Annotated in this window: 13 protein-coding genes; 12 read left to right on the top strand and 1 reads right to left on the bottom strand. The window is 41.9% G+C overall.

The annotated features are described in order from the left end of the window. Positions 1–125 precede the first annotated feature (125 nt). The 9 genes from CLIN57ABFB40_RS09875 (at position 126) to CLIN57ABFB40_RS09840 (ending at position 13431) form a co-directional block, all read left to right on the top strand. Positions 126–689: an RNA polymerase sigma factor gene (locus CLIN57ABFB40_RS09875; protein WP_175629909.1), complete on the top strand. Its 564-nt coding sequence runs from the start codon at positions 126–128 to the stop codon at positions 687–689. Positions 690–774: 85 nt separating this feature from the next. Next, complete coding sequence (locus CLIN57ABFB40_RS09870) at positions 775–1950, top strand: FecR family protein (RefSeq protein WP_175629908.1); 1176 nt, start codon at positions 775–777, stop codon at positions 1948–1950. Between the two features lie 159 nt (positions 1951–2109). Beyond that, positions 2110–4155, top strand: coding sequence for a DUF5125 domain-containing protein (locus tag CLIN57ABFB40_RS09865; RefSeq protein WP_175629907.1), 2046 nt, complete (start codon positions 2110–2112; stop codon positions 4153–4155). A 96-nt stretch (positions 4156–4251) separates the two neighbouring features. Continuing rightward, positions 4252–7665, top strand: a complete 3414-nt coding sequence (locus CLIN57ABFB40_RS09860) for a SusC/RagA family TonB-linked outer membrane protein (RefSeq protein WP_175629906.1) — start codon at positions 4252–4254, stop codon at positions 7663–7665. Between the two features lie 10 nt (positions 7666–7675). Then, a complete protein-coding gene (locus CLIN57ABFB40_RS09855; RefSeq protein ID WP_175629905.1) occupies positions 7676–9583 on the top strand; it encodes a RagB/SusD family nutrient uptake outer membrane protein in 1908 nt (635 codons plus the stop codon). Positions 9584–9623: 40 nt separating this feature from the next. Next, positions 9624–11234, top strand: a complete 1611-nt coding sequence (locus CLIN57ABFB40_RS09850; RefSeq protein WP_254871732.1) for a beta-N-acetylhexosaminidase — start codon at positions 9624–9626, stop codon at positions 11232–11234. Between the two features lie 112 nt (positions 11235–11346). After that, positions 11347–11574 carry a hypothetical protein gene (locus CLIN57ABFB40_RS20250; protein WP_254871731.1) on the top strand — a complete coding sequence of 76 codons (228 nt, stop codon included), beginning with the start codon at positions 11347–11349 and terminating at the stop codon, positions 11572–11574. Continuing rightward, positions 11575–12054 carry a hypothetical protein gene (locus tag CLIN57ABFB40_RS09845; protein WP_254871730.1) on the top strand — a complete coding sequence of 160 codons (480 nt, stop codon included), beginning with the start codon at positions 11575–11577 and terminating at the stop codon, positions 12052–12054. Between the two features lie 12 nt (positions 12055–12066). Next, positions 12067–13431, top strand: a complete 1365-nt coding sequence (locus CLIN57ABFB40_RS09840) for an MGH1-like glycoside hydrolase domain-containing protein (protein ID WP_175629903.1) — start codon at positions 12067–12069, stop codon at positions 13429–13431. A 209-nt stretch (positions 13432–13640) separates the two neighbouring features. On the opposite strand, the gene CLIN57ABFB40_RS09835 is transcribed toward CLIN57ABFB40_RS09840, so the two are convergent. Beyond that, complete coding sequence (locus CLIN57ABFB40_RS09835) at positions 13641–14741, bottom strand: mechanosensitive ion channel family protein (protein WP_175629902.1); 1101 nt, start codon at positions 14739–14741, stop codon at positions 13641–13643. Between the two features lie 419 nt (positions 14742–15160). Between CLIN57ABFB40_RS09835 and CLIN57ABFB40_RS09830 the strand changes: the two genes are divergently transcribed. The 3 genes from CLIN57ABFB40_RS09830 to CLIN57ABFB40_RS09820 all read left to right on the top strand — a co-directional run bounded on the left by CLIN57ABFB40_RS09830 (position 15161) and on the right by CLIN57ABFB40_RS09820 (position 19417). After that, entirely contained in the window at positions 15161–16915 is a 1755-nt protein-coding gene (locus CLIN57ABFB40_RS09830) for a helix-turn-helix domain-containing protein (RefSeq protein WP_175629901.1), read from the top strand. 175 nt (positions 16916–17090) lie between these two features. After that, the gene (locus tag CLIN57ABFB40_RS09825; protein WP_175629900.1) at positions 17091–18323 is read left to right on the top strand and encodes a Cof-type HAD-IIB family hydrolase; all 1233 of its coding nucleotides are present in this window, start codon (positions 17091–17093) and stop codon (positions 18321–18323) included. Further along, a complete protein-coding gene (locus CLIN57ABFB40_RS09820; protein ID WP_175629899.1) occupies positions 18320–19417 on the top strand; it encodes an isochorismate synthase in 1098 nt (365 codons plus the stop codon). The genes CLIN57ABFB40_RS09825 and CLIN57ABFB40_RS09820 overlap by 4 nt, the downstream gene beginning before the upstream one ends. Positions 19418–19429: the final 12 nt, after the last annotated feature.

The raw sequence follows: 19429 nt of genomic DNA, 5'->3' as shown, positions 1-19429 counted from the left end.
CAGAGACTGTCTCTATTGAAGATTCAGTCTCTTTTCTTGCTAAATAAGCGTAAAAGTTTGGATATACCGACAATTTTAATGAATTTTGTATTTTTCAACTATTAGTATTAGATTGCCGACAAGTGATGGAACACTCAGAAAAAGACATAGACACATTGTATAAAGATAATGTGGATGCTCTATATCTATACGCTCGAAACTTGGGATACGACAAGCAGTTGGCAATTGATGCCATTCACGATGTTTTTTGTAAAATATTTGCGTCGAATAAACAACTGAGAGACATAAGTAATATCAAATCATATTTGTTCAAAGCTCTGAGAAACCGTCTGTTGGATATGAGCAAATCACATCATGAATTTGTGGATATTGACACGGTAACTGCAAATGACATGCATTTTGCACTGGAGGTAACCATTGAAGACAAACTTATTAATGCAGAAGAGCAAACAAAGCTTGAGAAAAGAATCAACCGGATGCTAAGTATTCTAACAGACAGGGAGAGAGAACTTATTTATCTACGTTTCATGCAGGGATGTGAATATGAGGAAATAGCAGAAAATCTGCAGATAACTCTTCCTGCTTGCTACAACTTCATGTCTAAGGTGATGAACAAACTGAGAAAACAAGATCCTGCCGCTTTTGCATTATTCATGATATTTATGAACCAAAATATTAATAAAGGTTAATATCGTTCTTGTTTCCCATCCAAGCAGATGAGAAAAAAATAGGAACATCGTCTTTTTAGTAAAGCCCATAATTTTACTAAAGACGATGGAAAAAGAAAAAAAGATTTTAACTTATGTTGATTTTTTAGATGACCCCGATTTTATTGTTTGGAAACTGACGGAAGATACATCACTTAAACAATATTGGGAAGAATATATAGAGAACAATCCCGAATTGTACCCTGAATTTCAAAAAGCTATCCGTATTCTCGGTAGTATGAAAGCTAAAGGTGACAAGCTGGAGAAAGCTGAATGTGACCAACTTCTTGCATCTATTCAACATTCCGTTCGTGATATATTATATAGAAAAAGGTTACGTGTTCTACGAATATGTTCTGCAGCAGCTTGCCTGTTATTAATTGCTGGATTCTCTCTATTTTATGAAATCATCCGCTCTCAGGTAGATTTACAAAACGACAGTCTAATTGTAGGTCGTCAGGAAACGTGTAAGGATGTTGTGCTGCATACAAGTGAAGGAACTTCTTCTTTCAAGAACAATCTGAATATTTTAGTAAATCCACAAGGCAATTTGATTATTAATGATGAGAAAGAACAATGCTTGAAACTGGCAAATACAAGTAAACAACCGAACAAATTAATCGTCCCCTATGGAAAACGCTCATATGTGACACTCTCTGACGGAACAAAAATATGGGTTAATTCAGGAACAGAACTTGAATTTCCGGTAAAGTTCAAAGGTGACAGCAGAGAAATAAACGTGAACGGTGAGATTTACATTGAAGTGGCAAAAGATCTGCATAAGCCGTTTATTGTGCATTCTTCTAACATGGATGTTAGGGTGTATGGCACCAAATTTAATATTTCTACCTATCCCGACATTCCGCAATCGGTTGTACTGGCAGAGGGGAGCGTAGGAGCCACTTTCGGCAACCATCGGGAAATTCGTATGATTCCTGGGGAAAGGCTGATGTATAAAGATAATGAGATTCGAAAAGAACAAGTGGATGTATCTTGCTATATCAGTTGGAAGGATGGGTATTTTTTGTTTAAAGACATGCCGATGCTTGATATTCTGAAACAGGTTGAACGATATTACAACATAACATTTGACATTGAAAATGCTGATAAGTTACGGGAGACGATGTGTACCGGCAAGATATACCTCTCACAGGATGTAAACAATGTCATGTACACAATCTCTATTCTTTCGTCCATGCACTATCGACAAGAAGACAACAAGATATATCTAGATATGAAATAAATCAATTAAAATGTTAACCCTCAATCAGAAAAACAATGCCTATGGAATAGTGAATTTAAAAATCCACTGAAAGTGGAGCAATCAACAAATATTAATTATTAGAAATTAAAACTGTAGTATCATGCTATTGGCTAAAACTACAATAAACAACAAAAAATTATGAATAAACACTTATTAATGGTATGTGCCATATCAGGAATGTTCGTTTTTCATTCATGTAAAGATGATGAGCCTTCAATGGGTATTCCAAGTATAGAAATCGAAGGAGAAGTGTCCGATGCGTGTTTTGGCGACAGTCTATCGTTTACTTTTACTGCTACAGACAGTGAAGTAGCTTTATCTTCATTCAGGGCACAACTTTTATATGGAGAAGAGCAAGTTTCGGAAACAATGATTCCCGTTGTTGCTCATGGCAGTTATTCGGGAAAAATCTATGTACCTTTTGAAGCAAATATGACTGATAGAAAGGCAACATTGAAATATGTTCTTAGAAACGTTCAGCAAGTCACTACTGAGGTGAAACGTGAAATCAATTTGACACATAGAGATTTTCCTTATCTAACCTTGGTGCAAGAAAATGGACGGGAATATAAGATGGAAAAGACTGCAACCAATTATTATGAAATCAGCGAGGAATTTCCGTTGAAAATGAATGCTTACATCAAAACACCGAAAGTAGGAACAAACGGAAATGTTCTGAATTTCGGTTGGAGAGGCGAAACTGTAGGGTTGATAGAGGAATATGAGGAAATCAGTTATATACCGATTTCTAACGGAACTGCCGGAAAATATACCGTTTCATTTGATACCTATTCATGGGCAATCGCTCCCCAACAAGCAGGACCGCAGATTAACGGAGAAGATATGGAAGCTATGCCGGACGGTACACTTGGCATTGTGTTGGATTTGACACAAGGTCAGTATCTGTCGACTAAGGGACTTTCTGACGAGGAATACTGGATAGATCCGGATTTCTTCAGAAGACTTCCTGACGGTTTGCTGGAATTTTTGCCTGTCGGCGGACGTTATCAGCTTATTGCAGACGAAACAAATAAATATTTCGGTGTGAAAGCATTGGACGGTGATTCTCCTGCAGCCTTACATGAAAATGGTACGGGAGCAATTTGGGTGATTGGTACTGGAATCGGAAAACCATCCTTTGAAAATGCTTCCGGAACAGACTGGAGTTTGGATGCAAAAGCGTTGTGCATGTCTCAAATCGAAACAAATAAGTTCCAGTTGTCTACAACTGCCGGAATTACATTGAATACTCAAGGCGTTTCTTTCCGGTTCTTCAAACTGTGGGATATGGAAGGCGTGTATAAGCAGATTTCTGTGGATGGTGACCTTATCGAAATGAATGAAGACGGAATTGTGACACTGAAAGAGGGGCAGACCTTCGAAGAAGGAAGTACTTATAAATTCATTGTTGATGTGACAGCGGGAATTGACAATGCCTTGTTGACTATAGAAAAAGATGGCGAAGTAACACCTCGGGTTCCCGTTTTTGATGGTGTGGAGATGGTAGAAAATACAGACGGTTTTTATCAAGTGGAGAAGATACTTACACAAAATCAAACTATTAAGGTGGCAGGTATCAGTGATGTGCAAGACTATTATATTGATCCTGATTTCTTTGAAAAGATAGATGACAATACCTTTAAGTTTTTGGCGGTTGATGGAGAATACAGGATTACGGCTGCTCAATATAATTTCCAAAAGGAAGATCGGAAAATGAAGTATTTTAGAGTAGAAGCTTTGAAAGACGGGCAGTATGCTACATTGCCGGATGATGGTATAGGTGGAACGATATGGATTGTAGGATATGGAGTAGGAAAACCAATCTACGAAAATGTAGCAGGATGGGACTGGTGGCCGGGAACTTTATGTATGGCTCAGATTGAACCTAAGAAATATCAGTTAACGGTAACTGCCGGAACAACATTGAATATTGTAAATCCTGATGAGTTTGACTTTAAGTTCTTGGCTCAAAGAGGCTGGGGATGGGAATTCACAGGAGATCGGCTGACTATGGGAAGTGATGCTACGAATACATGTTGGATTATGCCAAGTGGCGACATACAGGTATATGACAAGGAGTATTTCAAACGCAACGAAGGTCGCACTTATAGATTTACAATAGATGTGACCGCAGGAAATGAAAGTGCCAAACTGATTATTGAGGATCTTGGGGTAATCAAATAGGTATTATATATATAATAAGGATGTGTGCGTATGTATTCGTACAAACAGTGCACATCCTTGCCACGATAGATTAAATGAATCATTAAACAATATTTTATGCAACAAAGTCGTATAAAAGAGAGTCTCTACTCTCACCCGACAAAATCATCGGGAGCCATCAAGCTGATGCTGTCTATGGCATTCTGGTGTATGCTGATGCTAGTTGGTCCAAACGCTTATGCACAAGAACTGAAAACACCTATCGGCAGAATGGAAAATACAACCATCAAAAGTGTTTTCAATGAGATTGAGAAGAACAGTGATTATGTTCTTGTATTCAACAATAACATCAAGCCGGAAATAGAGAAGAGGGTGACCGTGCGTACCGCGACCAAAAAAATCATAGTCATCCTTGATGAAATTCTGGCACGTACACCTTTGTCGTACAAAATTGTAGATAAACAAATCATTATCGTCAAGAATGAAACGAAAACACCTCCGGCAAAAGCCATCGGTGGACAGCAAAAGAATACTGCTGTCTATATCAAAGGAAATGTGACGGACATTCATGGCGAACCATTAATCGGTGTGTCTGTAACAATAGCTGGAGACGGTCCTACGGAAGGGACGGTAACCAATACAGACGGAAACTATACCATTAAGGTGAATGACAAGTACGCCATGCTGAAATTCAGTTATATAGGTTTTGTACCGAAAGAAGAGAAGGTGGAAAATCGGAAGATTATCAACATTGTGATGTTGGAAGAGGTCGGTCAATTGGATGAGGTTGTGGTAGTAGGATATGGGACTCAGAAGAAAGAATCGGTTGTTGGTTCCATTTCTACGATCGAACCTGCCAAACTGAGTGTAAGTACCTCTCGTTCGATGAGCAACAATTTGGCAGGTAACATTGCCGGTGTGATTGGTGTACAGCGTTCGGGCGAACCGGGGTACGACAACTCCACTTTTTGGATTCGGGGTATCAGCACTTTCCAAAAAGCGGGTGGTGACCCGTTGGTGTTGGTGGATGGAATCGAACGTTCGTTGGATAACATTGATATACAGGAAATCGAATCATTCTCTGTCCTGAAAGACGCAGCAGCCAGTGCCGTATACGGAGTAAGAGGGGCAAACGGTGTGATTCTGATTAATACTAAACGAGGAAAAATCGGAAAACCCACTGTGAATTTTCGTACGGAATATGCTATCACGCAGCCGACTAAACTGCCCAAATATATTGGTGCGGCCGACTATATGCAACTGTTGGATGATATACGGACCGAAAACGGTCAGATAGCCCTCTATACAGACAGAATAGAAAATACTCTATTGAATACAGACCCAGATTTATATCCGGATGTGAACTGGCTGGATGCTATCTCCAAAAATCATGCTTCCAACATGCGTGCTACGCTTGATATTTCAGGAGGAACAGAGCGCCTACGATATTCATTTGTTGCTGCCTATTACGATGAATCAGGTATATTGGTACGTGACAAGAAGCAAGAGTGGGATCCTTCTATTAAAGTGCAGCGATACAATGTCCGTTCGAATGTAGATATGGATTTGACCACTACTACTTTATTACGTTTCAACATCGGTGGATATATGCAAGATCGGAAAGCTCCGAATCATAGTATCACAGATATTTTTTACAAAGCTTTTGAAACACCACCGTTTGTTCACCCTACTCAATATTCTTCCGGTGAAATTCCTAAAAGAACCGAACGTGAGAACCCATGGGCGCTTGCTACGCAGACGGGCTATCAGCGCAATAGTTCCAGCCGGATAGAAACATTGTTTTCTATCGAGCAGGATCTAAAGTTTATCACACCGGGACTGAAAGTGAAAGGAGTCTTCTCTTTCGACCGATATGCGGTCAGCACAGTGAAAAGAAATATGAGTCCTACCTATTACGCACCGGCTACCGGTAGAGATTATGACGGTAACCTGCTGCTTGACGTATCTGTCTACGGACAAGAGTTCCTAGGTCATGCCAAAGAAGCGGAGTGGGGGGACAGGAGCACCTATCTGGAAGGCAATATCTCTTATTCCCGCATATTCGGGAAACATTCGGTAGATGCCATGTTCTTGTACAACCAGCGCAATTATGACAATGGAGATACGCTTCCTTATCGAAATCAGGGGATTGCCGGTAGAGCGTCTTATATCTACGATGGCAAGTATATTGCAGAATTTAATTTCGGATACAACGGCTCCGAGAACTTTGCCAAAGGAAAGCGCTTTGGATTCTTTCCGTCGGTAGCCATCGGATGGGTTGTTTCTGAGGAAGCATTTATGAAACGTCAGAATGTTGTGTCACGGTTGAAATTACGGGGCTCTTACGGTAGGGTAGGAAACGATCGTCTGGACGGAAGACGTTTTGCTTATTTAAGTACGATTGAATATAATGGTGATGACGGATATGCTTGGGGACCAAATAAAGAAATCATGAGAGGTTCACGTTATGAAGGAGAGTTTGGAATTCCCTCATTGACATGGGAGACGGTGGACAAAATGAATGCCGGTATAGAGTTGGGATTCCTGCAGGGAATGATTGAATTCCAGGCAGACTTCTTCAACGAAAGGAGAAAGGATATATTCATGAAGCGGAAGTCTATTCCTACATCTGCGGGATTCAACATTGCACCGTGGGCAAACTTCGGAAGAGTGGACAACAATGGTATAGACGTATCGCTCAACTTCAACAAGCAGTTCGGGAAAGACCTGTTTCTTTCGTTCATGGGAACATTCACTTATGCCAAAAACAAGATTAAGGAGTATGACGAAGCATATACGGTAGTGGGCACTCCTCGTGCGCATACGGGACATCCGGTCAATCAATTATTCGGATTGCAGGCGGAAGGATTGTTTACGGAAGACGACTTTATTGATGTGAAAAACGGTATATTGAAAGAAGGAATCCCCGAACACACCTTTGAAACCGTACGTCCGGGAGATATTAAGTATAAGGATTTAAACCGCGATGGTAAAATTACTGAGTTGGATAAAACTGCTATCGGAGGTACGAAAGATCCTGAGATTGTCTATAGTTTCGGTCTGTCAGGACGTTACAAGAATTTTGATTTCGGATGTATGTTCCAAGGCACAGGAAGAACGTTCACCATTATCGGACGCAGCGATTTCTTCTTGCCGGGTTCGGGAAACGGTGCTTTGGGTAACTATTTTACCAACATAGACGACCGATGGACAGTGGAAAATCCGCGTCAGGATGTATTCTATCCCCGTGCTTCTGCCGGTCCTAATAAGAACAATCTGCAAGAATCTACATGGTGGTTGCGCAATATGAGTTTCCTGAGAATGAAAAACCTGGAAATCGGCTATAGCCTGCCCAAGATTGTGAACAGAAAAATATCCTCCAACAACATCCGTTTCTTCTTACGTGGAACGAATCTGCTCACCTTCTCCAAATTCAAGCTTTGGGATCCGGAAGTGGACAATGCACAAGTGAACGGTAACAGCTATCCGATAATGAAGACCTATTCAGCAGGTATAGAAATAAACTTTTAAAAAGAGAACTATGAAATATATTTATCAATATTTGTTCCTCATCTTATGTATGTTGCCTTGCTCATCTTGTGCCGACTACCTTGATAAGGAACCGGATAATCAGTTGACACTGGAAATGGTGTTTAACGACAAATTGAGAGTGGAAGAATGGCTCGCCGGCATCTATACAGGACTTCCTGACCCCAACTGCGATCAAGACCGTGATATCGATGCTATGGGTGACGACTTGAATCCCTCTGTGCAGTGGGAAGGATTCGGAGTAAACATCATTTCGTATGAAAAAGGTAACTGGACACCATCGAGTCATTGGATTATGGACTATTGGAATCGGTTACCGAAAAAAATACGTGCAGCTTATTTGTTTATCGAAAATGTAAAACCGTTACCCGAACAGCTTCTGACTGAGGAAGAGGTAGAATATATGAAAGCGGAATGCAGGTTTCTGATTGCCTTTTTCCATGACCAGTTATTAAAATTTTATGGGGCGATTCCTTTATATACAGGTACCGTAGATCCGAGTAGTTCGGGTAGTGATTTCTTTGTGATGCAGGAGCCGTTTGACAGGGTAGTGGATTGGATTGACAATGAATATAAAGAGGTGGCAAGGATTCTTCCTCCCAGCTATATCGATACGAAAAAATATGGAAGAATCACCTCTATTGCCAGTTTAGCTGCAAGAGCCAAGCTTCTTCAGTTCGCAGCCAGTCCGTTGGTGAATGGAAATCCTGATTTCAGAGGATATCAGAATGCACGTGGCGAAAATATATTCAATCCAGTGGTAGATCCTAAAAAGTGGGTCAAGGCCAAAGAAGCTTATGAAGAGTTGTTGAAAGAAGCAGATAAAGCAGGACATGAGTTGTACTACGAACGACTGAGTGACGGAACGATTGATCCGTTTCTCTCTTATCAGAACGTAATGATGCGTGCTTATGACCAAGGCAATAAAGAAATTTTATTTGGTCGCGTAGGTAGCGGCTACTGGTCATGGGATTTCGCCGCTACTCCCCGAGGTTATGGTGGGTCGGGTGCACTCGGTGTCACTCAGGGACTTGTCGATGACTTCTTCATGAGCAATGGACTACGCCCTATTTTGGGATATAATCCAGATGGTTCACCCAAAATTAATCCAGCTTCCGGATATACGGAAAGAGGATTTTCTACAGAGGATGAGGAAAGGCCTACCCGATGGAAAGAGGTGCAGGGCAATGAGAATCAGGAACAGAACAAGGTTACGTTGGCGGGCACATACAATATGTATTGCAATCGGGAGGCTCGATTCTACGTATCGGTGTTGTTTAACGATTGCTGGTTCCGCAAAGCGAACAGGGCGACCGATTTCTATCACAACGGCAAGGATGGCGGTCCGTCTCACGATGCTCCGCAAAATGGGTATCTAGTTCGTAAAAAGTCACATCCCGATGCCGACCCAAGAAATAATGCTTATCCCAAGCGGTTGGCAATTATCTATCGACTGGCTGATTTCTATTTGGGTTATGCAGAATGTCTGAACGAAATAGACTACGTTGCAAATAGAAAGGAAGTGTTGAAATATGTCAATCTGGTCAGAGAACGTGCTGGTATACCGGGCTATGGTTTGGAAGAGGGTGACGTGGCGATTCCGTCAGACCAAAAAAGCATGAGAGAAGCCATTCTTCTCGAACGTCGTGTGGAATTGAACTGTGAGAGTGCATACCGTTTCCACGATATACGCAGATGGAAGAAAAAGGAATTGCTTTCCGGTGACTTCTATGGAATGAACTTTGCCGGTACCTTAAAGAGTGATGACGCCAATAACCCGAAGGCTTTTTACAAAAGAATGCCTTATATCACACGGCGATTTGTCAGCTATTGGTTGCCTGTGCCACAAACCGAAATTGATATCAACCCCAACCTAAGGCAGTTGCCCGGATGGTGGTAATGTATAACAAAATAGTAAACAAAAAATGAATAATTACAGTATGAAAAGAACCAGTATTTTGTTTCTTCTATTGGCTTGTTTTTTTGTCTCTTTGTCATGTAAGGACAATGAAGCGGACAGTGGCTCTGTGCAAACACAATTACGCCGTCTGTCTTTCATGCCGCTACCGGAAAAAATAGATTATAAAGAGGGGGCCTTGACGCTTCCCAAACAGATGACAATCAGCCAAGAGTTGCCAGTTGCCATCCGGCAACTCTTGGTGCAGACATTGAAAGACCTGTCTTTTGTTGTCAGCGAGACTGCCAATGAGCGTGCATTTATCCAAATATCCAAGGATGCGGAGTTGCCAGAAGAAGGATATCGTCTGGCAATGGAGACAGACAAGATATGTATTTATTATGCTACCGATGCCGGACTGCTATGGGGTGTGCAGACAGTAAGGCAAGCGTTGGAACAAGCCACAGTTCAGGGAGGAATCAAGCAACTTCCTTTGGCGACAGTGCAAGATGCTCCACAATATGCTTGGCGCGGCTTTCATTTAGACGTAGCCCGCCATATGTTTACGATGGATTATCTGAAAAAACTGGTTGATTGCCTGTCGTTTTATAAAATAAACAAATTTCAGATTCATTTGACGGATGATGAGGGATGGCGCATTGAAATGAAAACTCACCCTGAATTGGCGGTGAAAGGTGGCTGGCGTGAATTCGACCGGTTCGATAAGGAGTGTATAGATAAATCCCAAACCGATCGGGATTACGAACTGGATTCACGTTTTGTAAAAGGCAACCAATACGGCGGTTACTACACGCAGGAAGAGATAAAAGAACTTATTCGATATGCTTCCGACAGAGGAATTGATATTATTCCTGAAATAGATATGCCAGGGCATTTCTCGGCTGCTATCAGGGTATATCCCGAGCTGTCGTGCAAAGGGGGAATCGGTTGGGGAGAAGAATTCTCCGATCCAATCTGTGTCTCCAAAGAGTCGACTTACACGCTTGTCAAGTCGATGCTCGACGAAGTGATAGCTCTTTTTCCTTCTCCTTACTTTCATATAGGAGGAGATGAAGTGGAAAAAGAGTGCTGGAAACAATGTGCATCATGTCAACGCCTGATGAAAGAAAAGGGATACACGAATGTGGTGGATTTGCAAACCCACTTCATGAAAATAATGGTGGATTATGTGAAAAGTAAAGGTAAGAAAGTAATGGGGTGGGACGATGCATTCGATGCGGCCAAACCTTTGGATATGACCTATACCTTTTGGCGTAACTGGCGTTCGGACTCTGCAAGCGCTATTACCCAACAAGGTTTTCCACTTGTATTTATGGAATGGAAACGTTTTTACTTTATCTATGACCCGACGGATGAATTGCTGAATTCACTGTACAATTTTGATTTTGAACCGGATTTTCCCGGAATCGCAAAAAATAATTTATTAGGATTCCAGGCTTGCGTGTGGACGGAAAGAATCCCTAACGAACGGAAGTTCGGACAACAAACATTTCCTTCTCTTCAGGCTTTTTCGGAAGTATCATGGGGAAGTCAACGCAGTTGGGCCGATTTTGTCAGTCGTTTGCAATGGCACATTCAATGGTTGGACAAGAAAGGATTCAGTTATACCAAACCCGGATTTATGAAATTATGATAAGCGGTTTATCCGAGCAATAATATTACATAATCTGTCATCCAATGCAGATTTCTATCTATACTTTGGATGACAGATTAGCATTTATATCATTACATTATTTAGTTGCACTATGAATAAAATTTATACATCTCTCCTTATTGGACTGTTGCTTTGTGCAAATACTGCGGTTCAAGCAACCTCTTCCTCTTTTTTTGCAGGAGATGAAAGTTCTCGTAATCCACTGAAAGTTCTTTGTTTGGGAAATTCCATTACCCGGCACGAATATAAAGCGGACATTGAATGGTTTTCCGAATGGGGCATGGCGGCATCCAAAGAAGAAAACGACTATTGCCATTAATTGGAGAAGATGCTCTCTCACGACCGTCCCGGCACGATAGTTACTCCATTGAACATTGCTTATTGGGAACGTAACCTGAATTGTAGCATCGATTCACTGATTGGTGATTATGTGGCGGATAAGGATGTGATTGTCATTCGCCTGGGAGAAAACGTACAAGATAAGGAAGCATTTAAATCAGGTATCCTTCGGTTGGTGGAATATTGCAAGCTGAAAGCAAATAAAGTAGTCATCACCGGTTGTTTCTGGAGAGATGAGGAAAAGGAACGTGCCATCATCAACGCTGCGCGTATACACGGGCTCACTTTTATTCCGATTGACTGGATAGACTGTCTGTATGATTCGCGACCGAAAGCCGGAGACACTCTTTATGACATACACGGAAAGCCATACATTATAACTAAAGATTTCATCATTGCCCATCCTGATGATGAAGGAATGAAGAAGATAGCGGAAGCTCTATATGGAGCCCTTAAATAATAAATATCATTTATGAAAAAGATATTGTTTTTATGCCTGAACTGCTTGATAGGAATTTCTTTAATGGCGCAACTGCCGGAAAGAAATGCGGAAAATATCAAGAAATACAAGATGATATGCCGGCAACATATTTACAAGAATAAGAAAGGCATGTATCGCGAACCGATAGGAGCATTGAAATATCCGTTTCTGGTTCCGGGTAGCGGACAGTATCCCAATCAGTTGTGGGATTGGGATTCATGGTTGAGCGATATAGCTTTGCGTCAGATTATGGTTGAGCACGGTACGAAAGCCGATTGTGAAGAACTGATGAAGTATGAGAAAGGTTGCATTCTCAATTTCCTGAATTATGGCGGAGGGGACGGATGGATACCCATTTGTATCTTTGAAGATACGGAAGAACGATGGAAAGTGCTGCAAAAGATTAACCCTTGGAAGACGAATATGCATAAGCCCGTATTGGCACAACATGCCGCATTCGTGGTAAAACAAATGGGTGGAGATGCCGAATGGTTGCGGGAAGGTTTCTATAATTTGCAGACATTCGTAGGCAAGTACTTGAATTATCATCGGCATAAAGCTACCGGTCTACTTTATTGGGAAAATGACGAGATGATTGGCGTGGATAATGATCCCAGTACTTTTTACCGTCCTCATGGAAGTTCGGGTTCCATTTTTCTGAACGCTTTGATGTATAAGGAGCTGCTGGCAATGGAGTATCTGGCAGGACGTTTGAATATGCCGGATATTGAGAAGCGTTTCGAAGAGGAGGCCGAAAGGTTGAAAGAAAATATCCGGAAACATTGTTGGGATCCTCGAGATGGCTTTTATTACAGTGTCGACCTTAACTTGCTTCCGGTAGAAAAGCCGGAAACGTCCGGTTTTCACTACCATACAGGTCAACCCCGTACATACGACTGTTTGATACAGCGCCTGAGTGTCTGGAGTGGATTCATGGCTTTGTGGGCAGGAATAGCAACCCCGGAGCAGGCAAAGGAGATTGTAGAACGTCAATACCGCAATCCCCGTCTGTTTAATGCTGCTGCCGGAGTACGTACTTTGTCACCTTTAGAAAAGATGTATGACATACGTGCCAGTGGTAATCCTTCTTCTTGGCTAGGTCCGGTATGGATATGTGTTAACTATTTTGTATTCAAAGGTTTGATATCTTATGGATTTGTAGAAGAGGCGAAAGAGTTAGCGGAGAAAACTGTATTACTGTTGGGAAACGATTATGAACGTTTTGGGGCGTTACATGAATATTACTCCCCGGATAATGGCGAACCGATTCTTAATAAAGGTTTTCAGAATTGGAATTTATTGGTGTTGAACATGATTGCTTGGTTAGATGGAGAGTTTGTTGTGTCAGAATTTTAATTGAATTCCGATGTAAGAGAAATGGGGGAGGCTTAATAAATAAAAATGTTTATATCACTTTTGGATAATGAGCATCTATGTTTTGTTTTGCGATTTTTTAGTGGATACTAATGATATAAAACCAATAAAGAGGATGTTCACCGTAGGGCATCCTCTTTATTGGTTTTATATCATTAGTATCCTAGCTGTCTTTACTATACGTAAAGTATTCAGAACTTTTCTGATTTTGATGAGTCTGGTTTTGAAATTTTGCCATTATCCTCCGGTTCGTCTTTTTGTATGTAAACCGTCTGTGTCGGAAAAGCAAACTCAAGCCCCGCCTTATTGAAAGAAGCCAGAATCTCCATATTCATATTTGAAGTCACTTCTAATATATTCCCTTGCTTCTTAATATAGTAGATATACATGATGCCTAGTGCAGAGTCTGAATATTCCGTAAAGACGGCAACCACATCCGATGGACCGGAAGAGACATTTTCCACTTTTTGTGGAAGAGCTTTTAAAATCTCCAAAGCTTCTTTCATCTTTTCGGCAGTTGTGTCATACGTCAGTCCGAGCTTCAGAGCGACCCGTCGCATCGGTTCGGAAGAGATATTGATGATAGAAGAGTCGGTAATCTTATAGTTCGGGATAGTGATGATACGTTTATCATTGTTCATAATCCTTGTACTCCGGATACCTATATCGATTACTGTTCCTTCGATACTGTCGAAACGAATAGTGTCTCCGATATTGAAAGGCTTGTCTGTCAGAAGGGTGAAGGCTCCGAACACATTCTTTACCGTGTCTTGTGCTGCCAAAGCAAATGCGATACCACCGATACCCAGGGTTCCTAATAATGCGCTGATATTCACTCCTACATTACTCAATGCCATTACAAGACCGATAATCCAGACAACAACCAGAATTGTCCTTTTAATAATCGGCAGCATTTTATTATTCTGACCGTTTGAACGACGTCCCCAGTAAACCTGAAGCAAACCGCTGAATAAACGGGCGAATACCCAGGTAATATCCAATACAATCAGAATACGGTAAATGTTATCCACTACTTTCACAAAGCTGTCCGGATATACCAACCGATGAATAGCTATCCAGATACCCAGTAGAATAATTGCAAACTTGACAGGCGGTTCGAGAGAATAAAAGATAATATTATCCAGTTGATTCTTGGTCCGGTCTGTTAAGGGTTTGAGTACTCTTTTGCTTAATAGCGTGATTAACTTCACAATAACAATCGCCGCGACAATAATAAGTATGGAAATTATCCAGTTCTGAACGGAATTTCCCCAAATTTCATTTTCTAACATACTCGAATTGATTTTAATTATACATCATGATTATTATTCTAACTTAGTTTCTTTCCACTCATCGCCATTGGCATATTCGCCCAATGTATAAGCAAAATGGTCTATGCCCTTCGATTGTTCATTGTCCAGTGGAATAAATGAACCGAATAATTCCGGTATGGTATGATACAAAACAAATGGAAAATTAAAAGTTCCTGTGCCTGTTGTAGTAAATAAGAAAATAAAAAGAATTATTAAGATAAATTTTCTGTGTTGTGAATCAACGTTTTATCGATCATCCCTCCACTATCGGTTTTATTCGCACAGGAGATGGGGAACATACGGGTTCGGGACTGGTCTTTTTTAATTAAATTCCTACTTGCACTTTATATAGAAAATACATACCTTTGATGCTAAATGATTAAACACGGTAAGATTTTATGCGTTTTTTGGTATGTATTTTAGTGCTTTTATTTGTACACAATCAATATTCGAGGGCTGATAAAACTATACATAATGATTCTCTCTATACTGAAAAGTATATCCGGGATATTTATATCTCTGACTCTGAGCGTGCTCTACAATTACTGGACGAAGCGGAGAACAAGGAAACAATTTCTTTGCGGGTGATAAACGAATTGCGTAGTTTGTCATATAGTAATATGTATATGAACAAACTTGCGTTTATGTATGCGAAAAAAGCATATTTGCTTGATTCCATATACGAGAAAGACCCGGAACACATGCTGAAAATGACTGTATATTTGGCTGAATTCTCGTCAATGATGAGCAAATATAATGAAAGTATGCATTATGCATTAGAAGGAATCAGGCAGGCGCAAGAGGTAGATAACAGAGAGGCCAAAGCCAGATTGTTCTTCTGCATGGGAGAGAATAACTGGAGATTATCTTTTAAAGATAAAGCGTATGGTTATTTCAACCGGACTATTGAACTGCTGCGTGGCTCAAAGGAGATGCGGGAAATGATGTTGCTTTCAGGTTATTATGGAGCAGAAATGAGTTTTCTGATGACTGATTCCCGAATTGATGAGGCTTTGCAAGTTGCTTTTGAACGTGAGAAGTTGATTGGGCAGCTTCAATCATTGCCTGAAATTCCCGACGGTTATGTAGACGGCCAATATAGCTATTTATATGCCCAATTGGCCTATATCTATTGCACCAAGAAGAAAAATGATAAGGCGGAGCAATATTATCAGAAATACTTGTCAAAGAAAGAATCACATACTCCGGATGGAAAAATGTATTCGGTCCCTTATTTGATGCTTTTCGGGCAATATGAAAAAGTCATAGATAACTGCAGAGGGTTTAAGGAACTGATGAAGTCTCAGCAAGATACTTTGAACGAACAATATCTGACTGTTCTCCGACATGAAGTGAAAGCATACTTGGGTATGCATAAATACAAAGAAGTTGCGGAAGTGCATGAAACGATTTTAGCCATAACGGACAGCATCAATACCCGCGATAGGAACAACGCCGCATTGGAATTAAATACAATGTATGGTGTCTCTGAAAAAGAAGAATATATCGCCGAACAGGCTTTTCAATTGAGAATAAGAAATATAACTCTCTGCTTCCTTGCATGTATTGTGGTGCTGACTCTGTTTGTTGTATGGCGTTTGTGGCATTTCAATCATATAGTCGAGTATAAGAACAGGATGCTTGCCCGGCTTATAAACGAAAGAATCTCCAATAGGAAAGACGACAATCGGTTGTCGGAAGCATACGAACAACTGGCTGTCACGTCAGAAATAGAGCCGGAAGTCATTTCGTCTGAAGAACAGGAAGAACTGAATGAAACGGATAAGGTCAGCGGTGAAGAGGAAGAGAACAAGAAGATATTTCATGAATTGAACCGGATAGTCCTTCAAAAGCAGTTATATCTCTCACCGGAACTGTCAAGAGAAGACCTGGCGCAGATAGTGCATCTGAATAATGCACGTTTTGCCCGGATGATACGTGAATGTACGGGGACTAACTTTAACGGGTATATCAATGAATTGCGTATTACTTATGCAATCAAATTGATGAAGAAATATCCCAATTATACAATACGTGCCATAGCGGATGAGTCCGGCTTTAACAGTACACCGATTTTATACAACCTCTTCAAGAAAAAGACAGGAATGACACCCTACGAATTTAAGAAAGCGCAGGATTCGCTTAGGGATTAGGAGTTTCCAGTAGACAATTCTCGGCTTTTTCGGTTTATTACTATAAAGTTAATTAAATAACGTCAGTTTGATATAAGCTTGTACTATTAAAGAAAAAACATATTCTTTCTCCTGTCGGTGTGAGATTCCCACGATTTTGATTTATATTTGTAATCTAAATCAAAATCGTGTAGCCATGAAGTATAAATTATTGGTCTTGGATGTAGACGGAACATTGCTTAATGATGCGAAAGAAATTAGTAAACGTACGCGGGCTGCTTTGCTGAAAATCCAGCAGATGGGCGTGCGTGTTGTCCTAGCCTCCGGCCGACCCACTTACGGCTTGTTGCCGCTTGCCAAATCACTCGAACTTGGAAACTATGGCGGTTATATCCTCTCTTATAACGGTTGCCAGATTATAAATGCGCAGAATGGAGAAATACTGTTCGAACGCCGCATCAATCCCGAAATGCTGCCTTACCTCGAAAAGAAAGCCCGCAAGAACGGCTTCGCCTTATTCACGTATCACGATAATACGATTATCACGGACTCTCCCGAAAACGAACACATCCGGAGAGAAGCCCGGCTGAATAATCTGCAACTCATTCACGAAGACGAATTCTCTTCCGCCATTGATTTCGCCCCTTGTAAGTGTATGCTTGTCAGCGATGACGAAGAAGCGCTTGTCGGCTTGGAAGAACACTGGAAGAGACGCCTGAACGGGGCATTGGATGTATTCCGTTCCGAGCCGTACTTCCTCGAAGTAGTTCCCTGTGCCATTGACAAGGCGAATACGTTAGGCGCCCTGCTCGAAATGTTGGACGTGAAGCGGGAAGAAGTTATTGCCATCGGCGACGGCGTGTGTGACGTAACCATGCTTCAATTGGCCGGACTGGGTGTAGCCATGGGACATTCTCAGGATTCGGTGAAGGCTTGTGCCGACTATGTGACAACTTCGAACGAAGAAGACGGAGTAGCGCTTGCCGTCGAGAAAGCGATTCTTGCCGAAGTCCGTGCAGCGGAAATCCCTCTTGACCAGTTGAATGCGCAGGCACGTCACGCATTAATGGGAAACTTGGGAATCCAATATACCTATGCTGACGAAGAGCGGGTGGAGGCTACGATGCCCGTAGACCATCGTACGCGCCAGCCTTTCGGCATTCTGCATGGCGGAGCCACCCTTGCGTTGGCAGAGACGGTTGCCGGACTGGGTTCAATGATTCTTTGCCAGCCGGACGAAATCGTCGTAGGAATGCAAGTCAGCGGAAACCACATCTCTTCTGCCCACGAAGGAGATACCGTGCGGGCAGTAGCAACCATTGTACATAAGGGACGTTCATCCCACATATGGAATGTAGACGTCTTTACTTCAACCAACAAACTGGTGTCTTCCGTACGGGTAGTCAACAGTGTTATGAAAAAAAGATGATTGACGAAGAAATAAGTAATCTGACAGTTATTGATACATTCATCCGGCAAAAGCAACCGTTTGCTGTTTACCGTATTCCCGGAGAGAAAGTCCCCCGCCTCTTACAGACCGGGGGAACTGTCCGTTTAATCTATGACCTCAAAGACCTGAACGGGCAGCGAGGATTTGTCATCGCCCCGTTTCGGGTGAGCGAGACATGCCCGATTGTGCTGATACAGTCAGACCAATCGGGACAGCCTTTGCCGACGGACGTGGATACGGACGGCGAACAGGAGAAAGCCGGGCAAACGCAAAGGCAGGAAACTTTTCTGAATACTTGTACGGATAAGTATGCCGCGTGCTTTCACACGTTCATAAATGCCTTACGCGACGAGACTTTTGACAAATTAGTGCTATCCCGCGAACTCGTTATCGGTCAGATGCCGGATTTCTCTCCCTCATCAGTGTTCCGTGCGGCTTGCAAACGGTATATCCATTCTTATATATACCTATGCTATACCCCTCAGACGGGTATCTGGCTAGGTAGCACGCCCGAAATCATCCTGTCGGGAGAAAAAGATGGATGGAACACCGTCGCACTGGCCGGAACGCAACCTTTGCAGGACGGCAAATTACCGCAAGTGTGGGATGAGAAGAACCGGAAAGAGCAGGATTATGTAGCATCCTATATCCGTCGGCAACTTCTTTCATTAGGCATACGTTCTACAGAGAACGGGCCTTATCCTGCCTATGCCGGAGCATTGTCGCATCTGAAAACCGATTTTCATTTCTCCTTGAAAGATAATAAGGATTTGGGAAATCTTCTGAAAGTTCTGCACCCGACGCCTGCCGTATGCGGGCTTCCCAAGGAAGAAGCCTATCAATTCATATTGGAAAACGAAGGTTACGACCGCCGTTACTATTCCGGCTTTATCGGATGGCTCGACCCCGACGGAAGGACGGATTTGTATGTGAACCTGCGCTGTATGCATATCGAGGACGAACAACTGACCCTTTATGCCGGAGGCGGATTACTGGCTTCTTCGGAACTGGACGACGAATGGCTGGAAACGGAAAAGAAGTTGCAGACCATGAAACGGCTGATAGCTTATTAATCACTAATTCAC

This window comes from Bacteroides acidifaciens (assembly GCF_903181435.1).
GTDB lineage: Bacteria > Bacteroidota > Bacteroidia > Bacteroidales > Bacteroidaceae > Bacteroides.
The sequence above is the reverse complement of the archived record's forward strand: the minus strand, read 5'-3'. Positions and strand labels throughout refer to the sequence as shown.

Bases quoted from the DNA above. Each gene is read 5' to 3' on its own strand.
- CLIN57ABFB40_RS09835 (WP_175629902.1), bottom strand. From the start codon at position 14,741: ATGTTAGAAAATGAAATTTGGGGAAATTCCGTTCAGAACTGGATAATT.
- CLIN57ABFB40_RS09875 (WP_175629909.1), top strand. From the start codon at position 126: ATGGAACACTCAGAAAAAGACATAGACACATTGTATAAAGATAATGTG.
- CLIN57ABFB40_RS09860 (WP_175629906.1), top strand. From the start codon at position 4,252: ATGCAACAAAGTCGTATAAAAGAGAGTCTCTACTCTCACCCGACAAAA.
- CLIN57ABFB40_RS09825 (WP_175629900.1), top strand. From the start codon at position 17,091: ATGAAGTATAAATTATTGGTCTTGGATGTAGACGGAACATTGCTTAAT.
- CLIN57ABFB40_RS20250 (WP_254871731.1), top strand. From the start codon at position 11,347: ATGAATAAAATTTATACATCTCTCCTTATTGGACTGTTGCTTTGTGCA.
- CLIN57ABFB40_RS09830 (WP_175629901.1), top strand. From the start codon at position 15,161: ATGCGTTTTTTGGTATGTATTTTAGTGCTTTTATTTGTACACAATCAA.
- CLIN57ABFB40_RS09820 (WP_175629899.1), top strand. From the start codon at position 18,320: ATGATTGACGAAGAAATAAGTAATCTGACAGTTATTGATACATTCATC.
- CLIN57ABFB40_RS09850 (WP_254871732.1), top strand. From the start codon at position 9,624: ATGAAAAGAACCAGTATTTTGTTTCTTCTATTGGCTTGTTTTTTTGTC.
- CLIN57ABFB40_RS09840 (WP_175629903.1), top strand. From the start codon at position 12,067: ATGAAAAAGATATTGTTTTTATGCCTGAACTGCTTGATAGGAATTTCT.
- CLIN57ABFB40_RS09870 (WP_175629908.1), top strand. From the start codon at position 775: ATGGAAAAAGAAAAAAAGATTTTAACTTATGTTGATTTTTTAGATGAC.
- CLIN57ABFB40_RS09865 (WP_175629907.1), top strand. From the start codon at position 2,110: ATGAATAAACACTTATTAATGGTATGTGCCATATCAGGAATGTTCGTT.
- CLIN57ABFB40_RS09855 (WP_175629905.1), top strand. From the start codon at position 7,676: ATGAAATATATTTATCAATATTTGTTCCTCATCTTATGTATGTTGCCT.